This is a genomic window from Enterobacter sp. 18A13 (assembly GCF_007035975.1).
GTDB lineage: Bacteria > Pseudomonadota > Gammaproteobacteria > Enterobacterales > Enterobacteriaceae > Enterobacter > Enterobacter vonholyi.
Genome location: NZ_AP019634.1, coordinates 1,009,552 through 1,029,148 on the forward strand (window position 1 = coordinate 1,009,552; position 19,597 = coordinate 1,029,148).

Annotated in this window: 22 protein-coding genes; 15 read left to right on the forward strand and 7 right to left on the reverse strand. The window is 56.1% G+C overall.

Features of this window, described 5'->3' with window-relative positions:
* Positions 1–4: 4 nt before the first annotated feature.
* From olsF to ampH, 3 genes are all read right to left on the reverse strand, one after another.
* Entirely contained in the window at positions 5–1,717 is a 1,713-nt protein-coding gene (gene olsF, locus FOY93_RS04930) for a bifunctional ornithine lipid synthase OlsF (protein WP_143344744.1), read from the reverse strand.
* A 127-nt stretch (positions 1,718–1,844) separates the two neighbouring features.
* Positions 1,845–2,819, reverse strand: a complete 975-nt coding sequence (gene hemB / locus FOY93_RS04935; RefSeq protein ID WP_028017695.1) for a porphobilinogen synthase — start codon at positions 2,817–2,819, stop codon at positions 1,845–1,847.
* A gap of 164 nt (positions 2,820–2,983) precedes the next feature.
* Entirely contained in the window at positions 2,984–4,144 is a 1,161-nt protein-coding gene (gene ampH, locus FOY93_RS04940; protein WP_111963450.1) for a D-alanyl-D-alanine-carboxypeptidase/endopeptidase AmpH, read from the reverse strand.
* Positions 4,145–4,348: 204 nt separating this feature from the next.
* On the opposite strand from ampH, the gene FOY93_RS04945 reads away from it, so the two are divergent.
* The 3 genes from FOY93_RS04945 to FOY93_RS04955 all read left to right on the forward strand — a co-directional run bounded on the left by FOY93_RS04945 (position 4,349) and on the right by FOY93_RS04955 (position 7,330).
* Positions 4,349–4,882, forward strand: coding sequence for an isochorismatase family protein (locus FOY93_RS04945; protein ID WP_115874321.1), 534 nt, complete (start codon positions 4,349–4,351; stop codon positions 4,880–4,882).
* Positions 4,883–4,997: 115 nt separating this feature from the next.
* A complete protein-coding gene (gene sbmA / locus FOY93_RS04950) occupies positions 4,998–6,218 on the forward strand; it encodes a peptide antibiotic transporter SbmA (protein ID WP_104949290.1) in 1,221 nt (406 codons plus the stop codon).
* A 14-nt stretch (positions 6,219–6,232) separates the two neighbouring features.
* On the forward strand, positions 6,233–7,330 hold the full coding sequence (locus tag FOY93_RS04955; protein ID WP_111963447.1) for a DUF1615 domain-containing protein: 1,098 nt from the start codon (positions 6,233–6,235) through the stop codon (positions 7,328–7,330).
* Here the strand turns inward: FOY93_RS04955 and FOY93_RS04960 are convergent.
* Positions 7,327–7,626 carry a DUF2755 family protein gene (locus FOY93_RS04960; RefSeq protein WP_021241681.1) on the reverse strand — a complete coding sequence of 100 codons (300 nt, stop codon included), beginning with the start codon at positions 7,624–7,626 and terminating at the stop codon, positions 7,327–7,329. The genes FOY93_RS04955 and FOY93_RS04960 overlap by 4 nt on opposite strands.
* Positions 7,627–7,873: 247 nt before the next feature.
* Here FOY93_RS04960 and FOY93_RS04965 point away from each other — a divergent pair, with 247 nt between their 5' ends.
* On the forward strand, positions 7,874–8,110 hold the full coding sequence (locus FOY93_RS04965) for a DUF2754 domain-containing protein (protein WP_111963445.1): 237 nt from the start codon (positions 7,874–7,876) through the stop codon (positions 8,108–8,110).
* On the opposite strand, the gene ddlA is transcribed toward FOY93_RS04965, so the two are convergent.
* Positions 8,107–9,207, reverse strand: a complete 1,101-nt coding sequence (gene ddlA, locus FOY93_RS04970) for a D-alanine--D-alanine ligase (RefSeq protein ID WP_143344745.1) — start codon at positions 9,205–9,207, stop codon at positions 8,107–8,109. The genes FOY93_RS04965 and ddlA overlap by 4 nt on opposite strands.
* 103 nt (positions 9,208–9,310) lie before the next feature.
* Here ddlA and FOY93_RS04975 point away from each other — a divergent pair, with 103 nt between their 5' ends.
* The 6 genes from FOY93_RS04975 (at position 9,311) to adrA (ending at position 14,978) form a co-directional block, all read left to right on the forward strand.
* Positions 9,311–9,994 (forward strand): extensin-like domain-containing protein, encoded by a 684-nt coding sequence (locus tag FOY93_RS04975; protein ID WP_127729737.1) that lies wholly within the window; start codon positions 9,311–9,313, stop codon positions 9,992–9,994.
* Positions 9,995–10,162: 168 nt separating this feature from the next.
* Positions 10,163–11,377 (forward strand): multidrug efflux MFS transporter, encoded by a 1,215-nt coding sequence (locus tag FOY93_RS04980; protein WP_136195249.1) that lies wholly within the window; start codon positions 10,163–10,165, stop codon positions 11,375–11,377.
* A 209-nt stretch (positions 11,378–11,586) separates the two neighbouring features.
* Positions 11,587–11,847 (forward strand): anti-adapter protein IraP, encoded by a 261-nt coding sequence (gene iraP, locus FOY93_RS04985; RefSeq protein ID WP_024906786.1) that lies wholly within the window; start codon positions 11,587–11,589, stop codon positions 11,845–11,847.
* Positions 11,848–11,946: 99 nt separating this feature from the next.
* Positions 11,947–13,362 (forward strand): alkaline phosphatase, encoded by a 1,416-nt coding sequence (phoA, locus tag FOY93_RS04990; RefSeq protein WP_133293866.1) that lies wholly within the window; start codon positions 11,947–11,949, stop codon positions 13,360–13,362.
* Between the two features lie 89 nt (positions 13,363–13,451).
* Positions 13,452–13,772 (forward strand): phosphate starvation-inducible protein PsiF, encoded by a 321-nt coding sequence (gene psiF, locus FOY93_RS04995; protein WP_008503278.1) that lies wholly within the window; start codon positions 13,452–13,454, stop codon positions 13,770–13,772.
* Positions 13,773–13,874: 102 nt separating this feature from the next.
* Positions 13,875–14,978 (forward strand): diguanylate cyclase AdrA, encoded by a 1,104-nt coding sequence (gene adrA, locus FOY93_RS05000; protein WP_111963441.1) that lies wholly within the window; start codon positions 13,875–13,877, stop codon positions 14,976–14,978.
* 14 nt (positions 14,979–14,992) lie between these two features.
* Here the strand turns inward: adrA and proC are convergent, their stop codons facing one another.
* Positions 14,993–15,802 (reverse strand): pyrroline-5-carboxylate reductase, encoded by an 810-nt coding sequence (proC, locus tag FOY93_RS05005; RefSeq protein ID WP_111963440.1) that lies wholly within the window; start codon positions 15,800–15,802, stop codon positions 14,993–14,995.
* 97 nt (positions 15,803–15,899) lie between these two features.
* Here proC and FOY93_RS05010 point away from each other — a divergent pair, with 97 nt between their 5' ends.
* The 5 genes from FOY93_RS05010 to ppnP all read left to right on the forward strand — a co-directional run bounded on the left by FOY93_RS05010 (position 15,900) and on the right by ppnP (position 18,537).
* Positions 15,900–16,358: a YaiI/YqxD family protein gene (locus tag FOY93_RS05010; RefSeq protein WP_033144747.1), complete on the forward strand. Its 459-nt coding sequence runs from the start codon at positions 15,900–15,902 to the stop codon at positions 16,356–16,358.
* 144 nt (positions 16,359–16,502) lie between these two features.
* Complete coding sequence (gene aroL, locus FOY93_RS05015; protein ID WP_032639634.1) at positions 16,503–17,027, forward strand: shikimate kinase AroL; 525 nt, start codon at positions 16,503–16,505, stop codon at positions 17,025–17,027.
* 44 nt (positions 17,028–17,071) lie between these two features.
* The gene (gene yaiA / locus FOY93_RS05020) at positions 17,072–17,263 is read left to right on the forward strand and encodes a protein YaiA (protein ID WP_023334675.1); all 192 of its coding nucleotides are present in this window, start codon (positions 17,072–17,074) and stop codon (positions 17,261–17,263) included.
* A 237-nt stretch (positions 17,264–17,500) separates the two neighbouring features.
* Positions 17,501–18,178 (forward strand): AroM family protein, encoded by a 678-nt coding sequence (locus FOY93_RS05025; protein WP_111963439.1) that lies wholly within the window; start codon positions 17,501–17,503, stop codon positions 18,176–18,178.
* Positions 18,179–18,249: 71 nt separating this feature from the next.
* Positions 18,250–18,537: a pyrimidine/purine nucleoside phosphorylase gene (ppnP, locus tag FOY93_RS05030; RefSeq protein WP_008503270.1), complete on the forward strand. Its 288-nt coding sequence runs from the start codon at positions 18,250–18,252 to the stop codon at positions 18,535–18,537.
* 48 nt (positions 18,538–18,585) lie between these two features.
* Here ppnP and rdgC read toward each other — a convergent pair whose 3' ends face one another.
* Positions 18,586–19,500, reverse strand: a complete 915-nt coding sequence (rdgC, locus tag FOY93_RS05035; protein WP_023310540.1) for a recombination-associated protein RdgC — start codon at positions 19,498–19,500, stop codon at positions 18,586–18,588.
* Positions 19,501–19,597: the final 97 nt, after the last annotated feature.

Sequence of the window (19,597 nt, forward strand, 5' to 3'; positions counted from 1 at the left end):
CCTTTTAGGGAGAGGGCTGTAAATGCGCCTCAATATACCGCTGATAGCGGTTCGCCTTCAGATAACACAAATCCACCAGCACCAGCCCGTCAACACAGTTGCTGAACGCCGGGTCGCTGCCAAAATCAATAAACTGCACGCCGCCGGGCTCGCACAGCTCGGAATATTGCTTGTAGAGCGGCGGAATGCCGCAGCCGAGATTGCCGAGCAGGGATTTCAGCTTTGTCAGATCGTCCACGTAATCCACGCCGCCAAACTGCGCGAGCACGTCCGGCAGCGATGCGGGATACGGCTGGCGCGAGGCGGCGAGCGGATGCGTCGCCGGGAACCACAGGCGATAAAATGCCACCAGCAGATCCCGCGCGGCAGGCGGTAAGCCGCCGGAAATGGAGACCGGGCCAAACAGGTAGCGGTAGTGCGGATAACGCGCCAGATAGGCACCAATGCCGGACCATAAATAGTCCAGGCCGCGGCGTCCCCAGTAGCGTGGCTGGATAAAGCTACGCCCCAGCTCAATGCCGTGCTCCAGCACGTCCTGCATTTTGTCGTCGTAGTGGAACAGACTATAGCTGTACAGCCCCTCAACGCCGCGCTTTTCGATCTGCATGGCCGTCGGCATAAAGCGATACGCCCCGACAATCTCCAGATCGTCCTCATCCCACAGGATCAGGTGCAGATAATCATCGTCGTAGCAGTCGGTGTCCCGGCGCTTACCGCTCCCTTCCTCCACCGCGCGAAAGGCAATCTCGCGCAGGCGGCCCAGCTCGCGCAGCAGCGGGGCGTCTTCCTGGCCGTTTCGCTGCCAAAGATAGATGGTTTTACCGTCGCTGGTTTTTCCCAGGCTCTCGGCCTGCGCCAGCGCGCGTTTCAGTGTGGCCCGGTCTTCCGGACGGGCAATCGCGCACTGGGTTTTAAAGACCCCGGGCAATCCCTTGCCAAGACGCATCACGTGCTGACGGCACTGCTCGGCCATCTCACGCGACGAAAGGTTAGCGCTGTGCCAGTGATGCCACGTAATCTGCTGGCCGATTTTGATCGGCAGCTGGCTGTGGCGGCGGCGGAACATCTGCTGCATCAGCAGCAGCATCGACAGCGTCGGAGAGACCAGCGTGCTGGCATAAAAGAGCAGGCTGTTATGCGCCTGAATATGCACCGGCAGCAGCGGGGCGCGCAGCTTGCCGGCGAGTTTGATAAAGCCGGAGTGCCATTTCTTATCGCGAATGCCCTTGAGCGTAGGGCGGGAAACTTCTCCGGCCGGGAAGAAGATCAGCACGCCCGCGTTTTGCAGATGCTGTTCCATCTGCACCAGGGACGATTTCGCCGTCCTGCCGCCCATATTGTCCACCGGAATAAACAGCGAGCTGAGAGGCTCAAGGTGGGTCAGCATCCGGTTGGTCACGACTTTAACATCGCGCCGCACGCGGGAGACGGCGTACATCAGCGCCAGGCCGTCCAGCGTACCCGTCGGGTGGTTGGCAATGATGACCAGCGGGCCATGTTCGGGGATTTGTTCGAGATCGCGGGCGGAAACGGTGCAGAGAATATCAAGGTGCTCCAGAACCTGCTCCACCATATCCAGTCCTTTCAGGTGGCGGTGGGCAGCGGCAAATTGCTGAAATTCGTCTTCGTAGAACAGTCTTTTTAACAGACTTTTTTGCCAGGGGGCGGGCCTCGCCTGAGGCCAAAGATCGTCGAGAACGCTATCGAGGCTAAACATGGTTACTCCTCCTGCCGTCTTGCGAAGACAGTAGAAGGAGCAGATGTCGGTTGTATTGCAGTTTGGTGAAGATTAGCGCAGAGAACAGGCCGGGCCAGGCGAAGGCGCCACCCGGCGCTAAAGCGGATTAACGCAGAATTTTTTTCTCGGCCAGATCCAGCGCGAAGTAGCTGAAGATCAGATCCGCGCCCGCGCGTTTGATAGCGCCGAGGCTTTCCAGGACCACTTTCTCTTCGTCAATTGCACCCGCCAGCGCGGCGAATTTGATCATCGCGTACTCACCGCTGACCTGGTAAGCGCCCAGCGGCAGCTCGGTGCGCTCGCGGATGTCGCGCAGGATATCGAGATACGCGCCAGCCGGTTTCACCATCAGGCAGTCTGCGCCCTGGGCTTCATCGAGCAGGGATTCACGAATCGCTTCCCGACGGTTCAGCGGGTTCATCTGATAGGTTTTACGATCGCCTTTCAGCGCCGTTCCCGCCGCTTCGCGGAACGGGCCGTAGAAGGAGGAGGCGAATTTGGTGGAGTAAGACATGATGGCGGTGTCGGTGAAACCGGCCGCGTCCAGCGCCTGACGAATCGCCTGAACCTGTCCGTCCATTGCGGCAGATGGCGCGATGAAATCCGCACCTGCTGCGGCAGCGACCACAGCCTGTTTGCCAAGGTTCAGCAGGGTGGCATCGTTATCCACGCCGTGATCGCACAGCACGCCGCAGTGGCCGTGAGAGGTATATTCACAGAAGCAGGTGTCGGACATCACCACCATTTCCGGCACGGTCTCTTTGCAGATGCGGGACATGCGGGCGACGAGGCCATCTTCTTTCCACGCGTCGCTGCCGGTGGCGTCAGTATGGTGGGAGATGCCGAAGGTCATCACCGAGCGGATACCCGCGTTGGCGATACGTTCGATCTCACGCGCCAGATATTTCTCCGGAATGCGCATTACGCCCGGCATGGCTTCGATGGCTTTGTAGTCATCGATCTCTTCTTCGACAAAAATCGGCAACACCAGATCGTTTAAGGTCAGGGTTGTCTCTTCAAACATAGCGCGCAGTGCAGGTGACTTGCGCAGGCGGCGGGGACGTGCAATTAAATCGGTCATGGTATGCCTGATGTTTGTGGAACAAAGAAGGCTAGTGTACCCGAAAGCGTTGTTAGGTGTTTATTAAAGTGGGCGGTTTACCGATAGATCATGCAAGACTGCAGGAACGGTGTCGTTCGGAGCAAACGGTTTAACATCAACCGCTTGCCCACGGAATATTAATATCAGTTGGACGCGGTAAGCACCTGGGCTTTATTGGCGCTCAGCTCAGCCACCAGGTTATTAATCCCGTCACTCATATTGACGAAACGCGTATGCGGAGAGCGGGTGACCACCACAAATGCGCCCACGTTTGACTGCGGGATCATGGCCATATAGGTGATGAATCCACCGCCGCCGCCGGTTTTCTGAATAATACCCGGACGGCCATTTTTCGGTGCCATATAGACCCAGCCCATGCCGAGCGCATCGGCTTTACCCGGCACGTCCATCCCGATGACGCGGTGCAGCTGGGTACGCTGATAAATCAAGGTTTGCATACGATCGGCCTGGCTGCTGCGAGCGTAGAAATCCGAGGAAAGGAACTGCTGCATCCAGCGCATCATGTCGCCAGGCGTGGAATAGACCCCACCGCTGCCCACGGCTGCGAGCGTGTTATTACAGGGGCTTGCGCCTTTCTCCGCCACCATCAGGCGACGGCACTGATCCGGGGACGGGGTAAAGGTGGTGTCTTTCATGCCCAGCGGACGGGTTATCTGCTCTTCAAATAGCTGCGTATAAGGTTTGCCAGCCGCCGTTGAAAGAGCGTCCGCCAGCAGGTCAAAGGCCAGGTTTGAATAAGAGGCCTGCGAACCCGGAGCCGCCTTCAGCGTGGCGGTACTCAGATAGCTCCAGCGCTGGTCGCGCGTTGGCCAGACAAATACGTCACGATGCGCCGCCCCGCCCGGCTGCTCACGCGGCAGGGCGCTGGTGTGGGTGGCAAGGTTCACAAGCCGAATCGGCGTACCCTGATAGGTTGGAACCCGGGCGCCTGGAGGCGCGTATTTGCTGAGCGGGTCGTCGAGCTTCACCACGCCCTGGTCGAGCAGTTTCACCAGCATTTCGCTGGTCATCAGCTTGGTTAAGGACGCGATGCGGATAACGGAATCCAGCTGCGGATGAATGTTATTTCCTGGGCGCGTTTCACCAAAGCTGCGGAACACGCGCTGGTTTCCGTCGATGACGACCATCGCCATTCCGGTCGCGCCGCTGCCGTAATAGATAAGGTTCGCGTAGCGATCGGCAATATCTGAAGCTAAAACGGGAGCCGTCAGCGGTTGGGCTGCCTGGGCGGTAGAAAAGCTCACCGCACACAGCGCGGCAAAAGAGAGCAGACAACGTTTCAACGAAAAGCATCCATGAAGTGAAATAGGAAAGTTATGGGTATTTATACTACTAAACGGTACCGCGCAATGCCCCGAATTGCATAACGATAGCGAGAAAAACGTAACCATGGGTAAATATGAACAATTTACTTACGAGCTATCTCCCATTTTGTGACATCGGGCTTATGATAGGCGCCAGTGTCACTCAATCTTACGGAGAACGGTATGTCTGAGAAGCGTGTGGTTATGGTTGTCGATATGCAGAACGGGGTATTTGAAACCCCTCGTCATCAGCGCGAAAAGTGTGTGTCTCTGATCAACCAGCTTACGCAGGCTGCCGACAAGGTGATTTTTATTCAGCACACCGAGGCCGGGGGGCTGGAAGAGGGAAGTGAAGGATTTGCGCTACTGCCTGAACTCCATCAGCCCGCTGACGCGCTTTACGTGACCAAAACGGCCTGCGATGCCTTCTACAACACCGGGCTTGAGACGCTGCTGCGTGACCAGGGCATTCGCGAGTTTGTCATCTGCGGCTGCGCCACCGATTACTGCGTCGATGCGACGATCAAGAACGGCGTTAGCCGGGGTTATCACATCACAGTTGCGGAAGATGCCCATACCACATCCAACCGCCCGGCTGCTGAAGCACAGATCCTGATTAACCATCACAACGACGTCTGGCGTAACTTCATTGCGCCAGCGAACCCTCTCGCAGTGAAACGCACCGAAACAATTCTCGAAAACTGGAAAGCGAACTAATAATCAACCCTCGGGTCTGACCTTTTTGCCTGAGCCGGGAGGCTGGCTTGGGCAGGTATTTCGTTTGGTAACGTGTTGTGCACAGCAACAGCCATAACAACAAGAAGGAAGCATTATGTTTAAGTCTTTTTTCCCAAAGCCGGGGCCTTTTTTCCTGTCGGCATTTATTTGGGCACTCATCGCTGTCATTTTCTGGCAGGCGGGCGGCGGCGCATGGCTGACGCGCATCACGGGAGCGACAGGCGAGGTACCGATTAGCGCGGCGCGCTTCTGGTCGCTCAGCTACCTGCTGTTTTATGCCTACTACACGGTGTGCGTAGGGCTGTTTGCCCTTTTTTGGTTTGTCTATTCTCCGCACCGCTGGCAGTACTGGTCGATCCTCGGCACATCGCTGATTATTTTCGTGACCTGGTTCCTGGTGGAAGTGGGCGTGGCGGTTAACGCCTGGTATGCGCCGTTCTACGATCTGATCCAGACCGCGCTGAGCTCGCCGCATAAGGTGACCATCAATCAGTTCTACCATGAAGTTGGCGTCTTCCTCGGCATCGCCCTGATTGCGGTTATCATCGGCGTGATGAACAACTTCTTCGTCAGCCACTACGTTTTCCGCTGGCGTACCGCGATGAACGAACATTATATGGCGCACTGGCAGCACCTGCGCCATATCGAAGGTGCCGCACAGCGTGTGCAGGAAGACACCATGCGTTTTGCCTCCACGCTTGAAGACATGGGCGTCAGCTTTATCAACGCCATTATGACGCTGATTGCCTTCCTGCCGGTGCTGGTAACGCTCTCGGCGCATGTACCGGATCTGCCGATTGTCGGCCATATTCCGTATGGTCTGGTGATTGCCGCGATCGTCTGGTCGCTGATGGGGACGGGCCTGCTGGCGGTGGTTGGGATCAAACTGCCGGGTCTGGAGTTTAAAAATCAACGCGTCGAAGCCGCATACCGTAAAGAGCTGGTTTATGGCGAAGACGATGCTAACCGCGCCTCGCCGCCGACCGTCCGCGAGCTGTTTGGCGCCGTGCGTCGTAACTATTTCCGTCTCTACTTCCACTATATGTATTTCAACATCGCGCGTATTTTGTATCTGCAGGTGGATAACGTTTTCGGTTTGTTCCTGCTGTTTCCGTCCATTGTTGCGGGTACGATTACGCTCGGTCTGATGACGCAGATCACCAACGTTTTCGGTCAGGTTCGCGGGTCGTTCCAGTACCTGATCAGCTCCTGGACCACGCTGGTAGAACTGATGTCCATCTACAAACGTCTGCGCAGCTTTGAACGCGAGCTGGACGATCGTGACCTGCAGGAAGTCACCAACACATTTAGCTAATACAGGAAGTTGCTATGTCTTTTGCCGTACCGCGCGCGTTACCGTTGACCATTCTGGCCGCTTTTGTACTGGCAGGCTGTGCCGAAAAGGGGGCTGCTCCGCTCAAAAAGGGCGAGAAGCCCGTTGATGTGGCGAGCGTTGTGCGGCAGAAAATGCCCGCCAGCGTAAAGGATCGCAATGCGTGGGCAGACGCGCTGGCAAAAACCTTTGAAAGCCAAAAGATCGCGCCGACCGAGGAGAACATCTGTTCGGTGCTGGCGGTGGCGCAGCAGGAGTCAATGTACCAGTCAGATCCGGCTGTGCCGGGTCTGAACAAAATCGCTTGGAAAGAGATCGACCGCCGCGCGGAGTCCATGCATATCCCGGTGTTCCTCGTGCATACCGCGCTTAAAATCACCTCGCCGAACGGCAAAAGCTACAGCGAACGGCTGGATACGGTGAAAACCGAAAAACAGCTTAGCGCCATCTTTGATGATTTCATCAGCATGGTCCCAATGGGGCAGAAGCTGTTTGGTTCACTGAACCCGGTCCACACCGGTGGTCCGATGCAGGTGAGCATCGCGTTCGCGGAGAAACACACCGACGGCTATCCGTGGAAAATCGACGGGACGGTGCGCCAGGAGGTCTTCTCCCTGCGCGGCGGACTGTGGTTCGGCACGTATCACCTGTTGAACTACCCGGCGAACTACGATGAGCCGCTGTACCGCTTTGCCGACTTTAACGCCGGCTGGTATGCCAGCCGTAATGCGGCATTCCAGAGTGCGGTCAGCCGCGCAAGCGGCGTCAAGCTCGCGCTGGACGGCGATCTCATCGCTTACGGCAGCAGCGAAGCAGGGAGCACCGAGCTGGCCGTACGGAAACTTTCGAGAACGCTGGGTCTGAGCAACAGCGACATTCGCCGTCAGCTTGAGAAAGGCGATAGTCTGGCCTTTGAGAGAACGGATCTGTACAAGAAGGTGTTTGCGCTCGCAGAGCAGAAAAGCGGGAAAACGTTACCGAGGGCTATCCTGCCGGGCATTCAGCTGGAAAGCCCGAAGATCACGCGTAACCTGACCACCGCGTGGTTCGCAAAACGCGTGGACGATCGTCGGGCTCGCTGTATGGGGCTTTAATGGCGACGGCGAAAGCGCAGGACGAGCGCGACAACGCCTAAAATCATGCATCCCGCGAGGAAGGGGATCAGGCCGAACAGGGTGCTGACGCCAAAGCCAATCTCAACTCGCGGGCGTCCGTTATCCTGCACCTGCATCAGATGTTCATAAACGCCAGGCGCATGGACCAGCATATTGAGCAGCTGTGAGCCGGCCCAGAAGCAAAACAGGACAAACAGGGCATACGCGATATTACCCGCCGTAGAGGTTTTTGGTTTTCCGCCAAAAATCGGTTTCGACAATGTAAAGTCAGCCATGATGACCTCCGGATAAATCGCTCTGTTAATACGCTTCGTACAGGGTGAGTTTGACAGGTCATCGCATTTGTCAATATCAGAATCGTGGTAATTTACGCGCCGGAATCCTCCTGGATTGTTGATTTCTGCAGCACGTCACAATTTATTAACTTAAGTGAAATTGCGTCGCGTTTCAGAATTTCCGTATCTGCCACAGACCTGGCCGTAAAACTATGAGAGGATGTCTTTTTTTCCTGCCGGAGTTGTTATGAAGCTCACGTCCAAACTACGCCGTGACTGGCACTACTACGCCTTCGCTATCGGGCTGATCTTTATTCTTAACGGTATTGTGGGCCTGTTGGGGTTTGAAGCAAAAGGCTGGCAAACGTATGCCGTAGGGCTGGTGACCTGGGTCATTAGTTTCTGGCTGGCGGGGTTGATTATCCGCCGTCGCCCTGAAGAGACGACAGCGGATGAGGCAGAGTCGGCGAAGCGCGCCGATTAACCGTTTACGGAACTTTTAAGCGCGCTGTCGGCGGCGTGACGCTCCAGCGCCAGCTCGATCAGGCGGGTGATCAATTCCGGGTAGCTCAGGCCGCTCGCCTGCCACAGCTTCGGATACATGCTGATGTTAGTGAACCCCGGCAGCGTGTTAATTTCATTGATCACCACCTCGTTTTCCGCCGTCAGGAACACATCCACGCGCGCCATGCCGCAGCAGCCGAGCGTCTGATAAGCGCGAATGGCGATCGCCCGGATCTTATCGTTAACCGCCGGATCGAGATTCGCAGGCACGACAACCTGCGCGCCTTTATCATCAATGTATTTGGTGTCGTACGAGTAGAAGTCGCTGTTTAAGACCACTTCACCGCAGGTGCTCGCCTGGGGAAAATCGTTGCCCAGCACGGCGCACTCAATTTCACGACCTTTGATGCCCTGCTCAACCACCACTTTATGGTCGAACTCAAACGCCAGGCGGACGGCTTGCGTGAACTCAGCTTCGCTGGTCACTTTGCTGACGCCCACGGAGGAGCCCTGGTTTGCAGGCTTCACAAACAGCGGCAGACCCAGCTCTGCGCTGATTTGCGTGAAGCTGTGTTTGTCGCGGTTGGCGCGGGTGAGCGTCACGAACGGCGCAATATTCAGCCCGGCATCGCGCAGCATGCGTTTGGTGACGTCTTTGTCCATGCACGCGGCTGAGCCGAGGACGTCCGAGCCGACGAACGGCAGGTTGGCCATGCGCAGCATTCCCTGCAGGGAACCATCTTCGCCCAGGGTACCGTGAACAATCGGGAAGACGACGTCGATCTGGGCGAGAGCCTGCGCGTTGCCGGCGTCGATGAGCTGCCCTTTTACGACGCCGGGTACGGTGGCGACGCTAATTTCTGAAGGATTCAGGGCGATATGTGCCGGATCGTGGGCATTCAGCAAATACTGGCTGGCATCGTTAACGTGCCACTGGCCCTGTTTATCAATGCCCAGCAGCACCACGTCGAAACGGCTTTTATCGATCGCATCAACGATATTTTTGGCCGATTGCAATGACACTTCGTGTTCCGCTGATTTTCCCCCAAAGACAATACCTACGCGCTGCTTAGCCATCTCACTCTCTTCCAGTATGACGAAAAGCCAATAACATACCACGATGCCCGGCGGGTTTCGCGGCCTTCTGCCATAATGTTTTGGGGAATGTTGAGGGGGGAGAGTGAAAGGAAAAACGCTGCTGACCGTATTTATCATTTTGGCCATCGCAACGGTGGGTTACCGCTGGTTGCCGCCTTACTACAACCCTTTCATGCCGCTGACGCTTGACGACCCGCCGGGTCGAATCACCCAGTATAAGCTTCGGCGTTTAACCCCCGAGGCGTGCGCGAGCCTGCTCGCACAGGCTAATCAACGCGATCTCATCCGCACCCGGCCGGTGGCTGACAGCGGCGGCGCGTGTCCGCTTAATAACGTCGTGCGCGTGAGTGACTTCGGCCCGGTCGGGCTGAACAGCAGTTTTCTTGCCAGCTGCCCGCTGGCGCTCAGCTCAGCCCTCTATATCAGCCAGCAGGCCCGGCCGCTGACAAAACGTTATACGGGCAGTGACCTGGCGCGTATCGACCACCTCGGCAGCTTTGCCTGCCGCAATATTTATCATCGCCCTGACGCGCGCCGCAGTGAACATGCCACGGCGGAGGCGCTGGATATTGCCGCTTTTCGTCTGGCGAACGGTGAACGCGTCACGGTGCTGAACGGCTGGAAGGCGGCCACCACGCAGCCCTGGCTGAAGGCCATGCTGGCGGCGAGCTGTGGGTACTACGGAAACGGACTGGGGCCGGAGTATAACGCGGCGCATGCCAACCATTTTCATCTGGGAATGCGCGGTTTTGGCCTCTGCCGTTGAAGCATAATATTCCGCCAGAAAATGGATGAATTGTGACTTATTTCACAAATATGATGACTGGGGAGATAAAACACCAAAGTCAGTCGGGCCGCATCTCTGGTGCGACGTTAATACGCGTAACTTGCTAATCTGTCGGCGAATTCGCCTAAAAATGAAGACTATTTCTTTATGGAATCCTGGAAAGTTAATCTCATCTCGGTTTGGTTCGGCTGCTTCTTTACCGGACTGGCCATCAGCCAGATTTTGCCGTTCCTGCCTCTGTACGTGTCGCAGCTGGGGGTGACCTCGCATGAAGCCCTTTCCATGTGGTCCGGTCTGACGTTTAGCGTCACGTTTCTGGTTTCCGCCATTGTGTCACCGATGTGGGGCAGCCTGGCGGATCGGAAAGGCCGTAAGCTGATGCTTCTACGCGCTTCGCTCGGGATGGCGATCGCCATTCTGCTGCAGGCCTTCGCCACCAACGTCTGGCAGCTGTTCTTCCTGCGGGCGGTGATGGGGTTGACGTCCGGGTATATTCCAAACGCCATGGCGCTTGTCGCCTCGCAGGTGCCGCGCGAGCGTAGCGGCTGGGCGCTGAGTACACTCTCCACGGCACAGATCAGCGGCGTCATCGGCGGGCCGCTGCTGGGGGGCTTTCTGGCGGACCACGTCGGACTGCGCGCGGTATTTATCATCACTGCGGTTCTGCTGGTGGTCAGTTTTCTGGTCACGCTCTTTCTGATTAAAGAAGGGGGCCGCCCGGTTATCAGTAAGTCTGAACGCCTCAGCGGCAAGGCCGTTTTCGCCTCGCTGCCTTATCCGGGCCTGATGATCAGCCTGTTTGTGACCACTATGGTGATCCAGCTCTGTAACGGTTCGGTGGGGCCGATTCTGGCGCTGTTTATCAAGTCGATGGAGCCGGAGAGCACGAATATCGCTTTTCTTAGCGGCATGATTGCCGCCGTGCCGGGCGTATCTGCCCTGATTTCCGCGCCGCGTCTGGGAAAACTGGGGGACAGGATCGGCACGGCGCGCATCCTGATGGCGACGCTGATCTTTGCGGTGGTGCTCTTCTTCGCGATGTCGTTTGTCACCTCTCCGCTTCAGCTTGGCATATTGCGATTTCTGCTCGGCTTTGCTGATGGCGCCATGTTGCCTGCGGTACAGACCCTGCTGGTCAAATATTCCAGCGACCAGGTGACGGGGCGTATTTTTGGATATAACCAGTCGTTTATGTATCTGGGGAATGTTGCCGGCCCGCTTATTGGCGCATCCGTTTCTGCGATGGCCGGTTTTCGTTGGGTATTTGCGGCGACAGCGATTGTCGTTTTAATCAATATTATCCAGCTGGCTATTGCGCTGCGACGCCGCAGACAAATGGCGGAGGCCAAATCGGCGAAGTAACGATTTCACAGATGTATTATATATTCTTATGGTAGCCGCATTTTTATATAACAAAATGCGGCTACTTTTTATAGAAAAACGTTTCGCTCACGGCGCTGCCTCTTTATTTCCGTTCCTGTATCACTTTTGCATACCATAATTAATTTCTTCTCTTTGCAATAGGGATTCAGAGTGATAACTTCAGACAAAACTGAAAAGGAACTGGCACGATGAAAAACCTCATTGCTGAATTGCTGGTCAAGCTGGCACAAAAGGAAGAAGAGTCAAAAGAGCTGGTGGCTCAGGTCGAAGCGCTTGAAATTGTGGTCACCGCGCTGCTGCGACAAATGGCGAAAACCGATCAGCAGGCGTTGATTGAGAGCGTGGAAGGGGCGCTGGATAGCGTCAGGCCTGAATCGCAGGTACCGGTTGAGGATGCTGAGATGCTCCACCAGTACGTAAAGAAGCTGTTAAGGCATCCGCGCAGCTAAACCGTCACAGGACGTAACGACGTGTCATAGAATTGTCATGCAGGATGCCTATAGTCGCTCTGTTTTTATTTTTATGTATTTGTACATGGAGAAAATAAATTGAAACAGAGCGCACTTTTCATCGCATTACTTCCCCTGTTAATTACCCCTGCCATTTATGCTGATACGACGCAAACCAGCGTGCTGGATAATCGTGCGGCAAAAGGGGATATCACCCAGCCTGGCGGCGCGCGTCGTTTATCAGAAGATCAAACTGCTGCTATTCGCGCTTCGCTGAATGATAAGCCGGCGAAAAATATTATTCTGCTGATTGGCGATGGAATGGGGGATTCCGAAATCACGGCGGCGCGAAATTATGCCGAGGGTGCGGGCGGCTTTTTTAAAGGTATCGACGCATTACCGTTGACCGGACAATATACCCACTACGCGCTGGATAAAAAAACCGGTAAACCGGATTACGTAACGGACTCCGCGGCCTCTGCCACGGCGTGGTCCACCGGCGTGAAAACCTATAATGGTGCGCTGGGCGTGGATATTCACGAAAAAGATCATCAAACCCTTCTGGAGATGGCAAAAGCAGCGGGCCTGGCGACCGGCAACGTCTCCACCGCTGAACTTCAGGATGCGACGCCTGCGGCGCTGGTGGCACACGTGACCTCGCGTAAGTGCTACGGCCCGTCAGCGACCAGCGAAAAATGCCCTACAAATGCGCTGGAAAAAGGCGGCAAAGGTTCGATTACGGAACAGCTGCTGAACGCGCGTCCTGACGTGACGCTGGGCGGCGGCGCGAAAACCTTCGCGGAAACCGCGACGGCGGGCGAGTGGCAGGGCAAAACGCTGCGCGAGCAGGCGCAGGCTCGCGGCTATCAGCTGGTGAGTGACGCAAATGCTCTGGCGGCGATAAGCGAGGCGAACCAGGATAAACCGCTGCTGGGGCTGTTCTCTGACGGCAACATGCCCGTGCGCTGGGAAGGACCAAAAGCCTCGTATCACGGCAATATCGATAAGCCTGCGGTGACTTGTACGCCAAACCCGAAACGCACGGACAGCGTACCGACGCTGGCGGCGATGACCGATAAAGCGATCTCTCTGCTGAGCAAGAGCGAAAAAGGGTTCTTCCTGCAGGTAGAAGGTGCGTCGATCGATAAGCAGGATCATGCGGCAAATCCGTGCGGTCAGATTGGCGAAACCGTCGATCTGGACGAAGCGGTGCAGAAGGCGCTCGCGTTCGCGAAAAAAGACGGTAACACCCTGGTGATCGTCACCGCGGACCACGCGCACGCCAGCCAGATCGTTCCGCCAGATACCAAAGCCCCTGGCCTGACGCAGTCGCTGAACACCAAAGATGGTGCCGTCATGGTGATGAGCTACGGTAACTCTGAAGAAGAGTCCATGGAGCACACGGGCACCCAGCTGCGTATTGCCGCCTACGGCCCGCACGCGGCCAACGTGGTAGGCCTGACCGATCAAACGGATCTGTTCTACACCATGAAGGCGGCGCTGGGCCTTAAATAATAAAATCCCGGCGGAAATCACATCTGCCGGGTGGTTTTTTTCCTGTCACGAACCAGACTTACAGGGAATGTTCACAAAAGGATGGTGCAATGAAAACAACATTACTGGTTACTCTGCTCTCCGGCCTGTTCCTGGTCGCATCGGCGAACGCGGAAGAGAAAACGTTAACGCCGCAGCAGCAGCGTATGACCACCTGTAATCAACAGGCGACGTCTCAGAGTCTTAAGGGCGATGCTCGTAAGACCTATATGAGCGACTGCCTCAAAAACGGCGCCTCGAAGCCGGCTGAAAAAAGCCTCACGCCTCAGCAGCAAAAGATGCGCGAGTGTAATGCCAAGGCAACCGAGCAGTCCCTTAAAGGGGATGACCGCAGCAAGTTCATGAGTGCCTGCCTGAAGAAAAAAGTGTAGTTCGAACGGGTGAGCGGCATCGGCGGCTCACCCGAAATTTCATACTTTCCCCGCAGACCCCCTCTCTATAATTTGGGAAAATGTTTCAGAATATTCCCAAAAATGATGAATGATGAAACGTATTACAACAAAAAGCGCATTCGGGAAGAGTGGAATTTAACCCTTTCTCAGGATGACCCTCACCGTGCCGGCATTCAGTTTGCCCGGCGGGTTCGGCTGGCGCGCGCCGTGGGGCTGGCAGCGATGTTTTTCCCGGTTGCGGGAATGCTGGTCACCCATTTTTTACCCGGAGGCTGGTGGCTTTTACTGGTCGGTTGGGCGTTCGTATGGCCCCATTTCGCCTGGCAGTTATCCTGCCGGGCCGCGTCACCTCAACAGCAGGAAGTGTTCAATCTTAAGATCGATGCCATCATTGCCGGGCTCTGGATCGGCGTGATGGGGATGAGCGCGTTACCCTCGGCAGCGCTGGTGATGATGGTAGGTATGAATATGATGGGCTCCGGGGGCTGTCGCCTGTTTATCCCGGGGATCCTGTTGACTCTGCTCTCCGCGCTGGTGACGCTGCCGCTTGTCGGGAGCGTGGCTGTTTTCAGGCCCGACCCGGTAGAGTGGGGCCTAACGCTGCCCGTACTGGTGCTTTATCCCATGCTGTTTGCCTGGCTCAGCCACCGCACCGCCGTCAGGCTTGCAGAGCACAAGCAGCGGCTGGAAATGATGAGCACCCGTGACGGCATGACCGGGGTCTTTAATCGCCGCCACTGGGAAATGCTGCTGCGAAATGAATTTGAGCATTGCCGCCGCGACCACTGCACCGCCACGATTTTGCTGATTGATATCGACCACTTTAAAAACATCAACGACACCTGGGGGCACGCTGTGGGCGACGAGGCGATCATCGCCATTACGCGTCAGCTCCAGCGGTCAGTACGGTCAGGCGATGCTATAGGCCGGTTTGGTGGGGATGAGTTTGCGGTGATTATGTCGCAGACCGCGGCGGAAAGCGCCATCGCGGTGATGTCGCGGTTGCATGAGCGGCTGGAAAAACTGACGTTACCGTGCGCACCAAAAGAAGCGCTGCGCATCAGCGTAGGCGTTGCCCCCTGGGGGCCGCAGTTTGGACATTATCGGGAGTGGCTGAAGGCGGCTGACGTGGCGCTGTACAGGGCGAAAAATGCCGGGCGCGGCCGCACCGAAGTAGCCGCCTGACGCCCGGTCAGAAATCAGGATTTACTCAGCTTCTCTGATTTTTCCATGCATTTTGCCATTGCCTCAATGACGGCCGAGCGGAACCCGCGCTCCTCCAGCACCCGCACCGCTTCAATGGTGGTACCGCCAGGGGAGCAGACCATATCTTTCAGTTCACCCGGGTGTTTGCCGGTCTCCAGCACCATTTTGGCGGAGCCCATGACGGCCTGCGCGGCGAACTTATACGCCTGGGCGCGCGGCATTCCGCCAAGCACGGCGGCATCGGCCATCGCTTCTAAAAACATGAAGACATACGCAGGTGCTGATCCACTGACGCCGACCACTGGATGGATCATCGATTCGGCAATCACTTCTGCTTCGCCGAAGCAGCGGAAAATGTTCAGTACATCAGCCACTTCTTCTGAGGTCACCAGCGCGTTAGGCGTGACGGAGGTCATGCCGGCGTTGACCAGCGAAGGGGTGTTGGGCATCGCGCGGACGATTTTGCGGTCATGACCGAGCGCGCGCGCCAGCTGATCGAGGGTGACGCCCGCGGCAATCGACACCACCAGCGTCTCTTTATTCAGGCTGGAGGTGATATCGCTCAGTACTTTGATCATGATGTTCGGCTTGACGGCGCCAAAGACGATATCGGCGACCTGGGCCACTTCCTGCGCGCTTTCGGCGGCGTTGATCCCGTACTGATCGCGCAACGCGGCGACCTTGTCCGGTGACGGGGTATAGACCCAAATCTGACCCGGCAGCACCTGCCCGCTGGCGATCAGGCCGCCCAGGATGGCTTTGCCCATGTTACCGCAGCCGATAAACCCGATTTTCTTGTCCATCACGATTCTCCGTCATTATGCGTTGTTTTCTCTGATTGATAGCTTAACAACGAAATGCAGGCGACAATAGTCGGCAGAGTTATTATGGGGAGACAATATGGCGATTTGGGTTGATGCGGACGCGTGTCCGAATGTGATTAAAGAGATTTTATTTCGCGCCGCCGAGCGCGTTCAGATGCCGCTGACGCTGGTGGCGAACCAGAATATTCGCGTACCGCCTTCGCGGTTCATCCGCTCTTTGCGCGTGCCGGCCGGGTTCGACGTGGCGGATAACGAAATTGTCCGCCTGTGCAGCGTGGAGGATCTGGTGATCACGGCGGATATTCCGCTGGCTGCCGAAGTGCTGGAAAAAGGGGCCGCGGCGCTCAATCCGCGCGGAGAGCGATACTCGCCGTCGACCATTCGCGAGAAGCTCACCATGCGGGATTTTATGGATACGATGCGGGCCAGCGGCGTGCAGACCGGGGGACCAGACAGCCTGTCACAGCGCGATCGTCAGCAGTTTGCTGCCGAACTGGATAAATGGCTGCTGGAAGTAAAGCGCCGCACAGCGTAATGATAATTATTGTCAATTTGTGGTACAGTGTGGCTTCCACAGGGTTGTCATCCCGTACCGCTTTGCAGTAAAGTAATCGCAACATCTTCTGCAATTATTTCTTTACACTCTTCAGCCATCCGGCATCAAGGGGAACACCTGGCTATGACCCAACCCATCTTTTTAGTTGGCCCCCGCGGCTGTGGGAAAACCACCGTTGGCCTGGAGCTGGCACGCGTGTGTCATCGCCAGTTTGTGGATACCGACCACTGGCTGCAAACCGAGGCCGGAAAAACCATCGCTGAGATTGTTGAGCAAGAGGGATGGGAGAGCTTTCGCGCGCGCGAAACGGCCGCGCTGAAAGCGGTCACCACCCCGTCTGCCGTGATCGCGACCGGGGGTGGCATTGTTCTGGCGGAGTGTAATCGTCACTTTATGCGCGAAAAGGGGATTGTGATATACCTTAGCGCGCCGGTGTCGGCCCTGGTTGGGCGTCTGGAAGCCTTTCCGGAAGAGGGACAACGCCCTGCGCTGACCTCCAGGCCGCTGAACGAAGAGGTGAGTGAAGTGCTGGCGGAACGCGATGCGTTATACCGCGAAGCGGCTCACCACGTGGTGGATGCGTCAGCCTCTCCTGAAGACGTTGTGATTCAGATTATTACCGCCCTGCGTTTGGCTTGTGCCAGCTAAGCGGCGTCTATACTTATAGCTCAGACATAAAAAAAGGATGAGCTATGCCAACCAGACCTCCCTATCCGCGTGAAGCGCGCATTGTTACTGTTGAAAAAGGCCATACGGGTCATACCGTGACCTGGTATCAACTGCGTGCCGATCACCCCAAGCCGGACTCGCTGATCAGTGAACACGAGACTGAACAGGAAGCGCTGGATGCGAAACGGCGCTATGAAGATCCCGATATAACCTGAATGTTTTCCTAAACGCTCCAGGATCGTGCCTGAATCACACTTTTTACTCATCGTGAAAGTTAAGCAGGAGTTAATATTTAGTTATTACAAGTAACTCTGGTATCGGCAGGCGATCTTTACATTTCGATGTCGGGATCACCTGCTACGCTTGGTGCTGTTTTGTTGAAAAAACGAACTGTGCAGCGTAGTGAGCCTGTACCTGTGTGCACGATGTTGGAGTAATGGAAGGCGATAAAGATGAAGGCAACGTTGGCGATCCTCACCATTGGTGTGGTCCCTGTAAGCGAAGTGTTACCGCTCTTAACCGAGCATGTATCTGAACAACAGATAACGCATCTTAGCCTGTTGGGGAAGATGAGTCGGGAAGAGGTCATGGAGGACTACGCTGTCGAGGCGGGGGAGGATCCCCTGGCGACGTTATTAAGTGACGGTAAACTGGCGCACGTTTCACGCCAGAAAATCGAGCGCTCGCTGCAGGGCGTGATAGAAGTGCTCGATAATCAAGGTTATGACGTTATTTTGCTGATGAGCACGGCTCCCATTAAGGGGCTGATGGCGCGCAATGCGATTTTACTGGAACCGATGAGGATCATTCCGCCGCTGGTGGCCTCCATCGTGGATGGTCATCAGGTGGGGGTGATTGTCCCCATCGAGGAACTCATGGATAACCAGGAGGCAAAATGGCACGTGCTGGAAAAAGTGCCTTTGTACGCACTGGCCAATCCGTTCTGGGACAGTGAGGCCAAACTCATTGCTGCCGGGAAGGAACTGCTGGAGAGAGGGGCCGATGTCCTGATTCTGGACTGCCTGGGTTTCCACCAGCATCATCGTGATTTACTGCAAAAAGCGCTGGATGTCCCGGTGCTGTTATCCAACGTTCTGATGGCTCGCCTGGCCTCGGAACTGCTCGTGTAATGATTTTGCGTGACAGGTGATGAGCATGGCCCCTATAGTGAATTTTTATCTAAAAATATAAGGGCCAGTTCATGCTTCAGAGTAACGAATACTTTTCCGGTAAAGTGAAATCCATTGGTTTTACCAGCAGCAGCACTGGCCGCGCCAGCGTTGGCGTAATGGCAGAAGGGGAATACACCTTTGGCACGGCGGAAGCGGAAGAAATGACGGTCGTCAGCGGTGCGCTGAACGTCCTGCTGCCGGGCGAAACGGAATGGAAAGTTTACGCTGCCGGGCAAGTTTTCAACGTCCCTGGCCACAGCGAATTTCATTTGCAGGTGGCTGAGCCCACCTCTTATCTGTGCCGCTACCTGAAATAAAAAATTAGCCGGGTGGCGCTAACGCTTACCCGGCCTACGTTTTGCCCGTTATCGCTGCGCTTCGCCGCCGAGACCTTCCACCAGATTCTGAATCAACGCGGCCAGCTCGCCGGTCATCAGGATGAAATCCGCGTCAAAACGCTGGGCGTAATCTTCTCTGTCGATATCTTCGTTCTGATCGCGCAGCTCGTCGCAGAACTTCAGACGCTTCACGGAGCCGTCGTCGCACATCACGAACTGGATGCGCTGCTGCCAGTCGAGCGCCAGCTTGGTGACCACTTTACCCGCTTCGATGTGTACGGCGATCTCGTCGCTGACCAGATCCTGCTTCTTCGCGCGGATCACGCCGCCATCTTCCAGCAGGGCTTTCAGCTCGGCTTCATCAAGGATCTGGAAGCCCTGGGCCGCAGCGCCGCTGCGTACCCATTCGGTCAGCGTCAGCTCGATCGGCGTTTCCAGCGCCAGCGGAACGACCGGTAAAGATCCGATGCTTTTGCGCAGCAGGGCCAGCGTATCTTCTGCTTTCTTGGCGCTGGCGCAGTCCACCATGATCAGCCCGTTGACGGTGTCGATCCACATCATGGTCTGGCTGAAGCGGCTAAAGGCGCGCGGCAGCAGGGAGTGCAGTACTTCGTCCTTCAGCGAATCTTTTTCGGTTTTTTTCAGCTTGCGGCCCTGTTCGGCTTCCAGCTTAAAAATTTTCGCCTCGAGCGCCTGCTTAACCACCGGCGTCGGCAGGATTTTCTCTTCTTTACGGGCACAGACGATAATTTGACCCGTGCTGCTGGCGTGGGTCAGTGCATCGCTTTGTGAACCCATTGGCGGAACCCAACCGGTTTTTGCCATATCCTGGCTACCGCAAGGGGAAAAGGTATAAGCGGCTAACTGTTTTTCCATCTCTTCTGCACGCAGCGAAACGTCGCGGCTGAGACGGTAAACCATCAAATTTTTGAACCACAGCATGATAATTTCCACGGCCTTGTCGTTAAATCAGCGGGCATGATAACGAATTGTCGCATCGCTTGCATTGCTAATCGGGATGCGTGCTTCTACTCTGTTG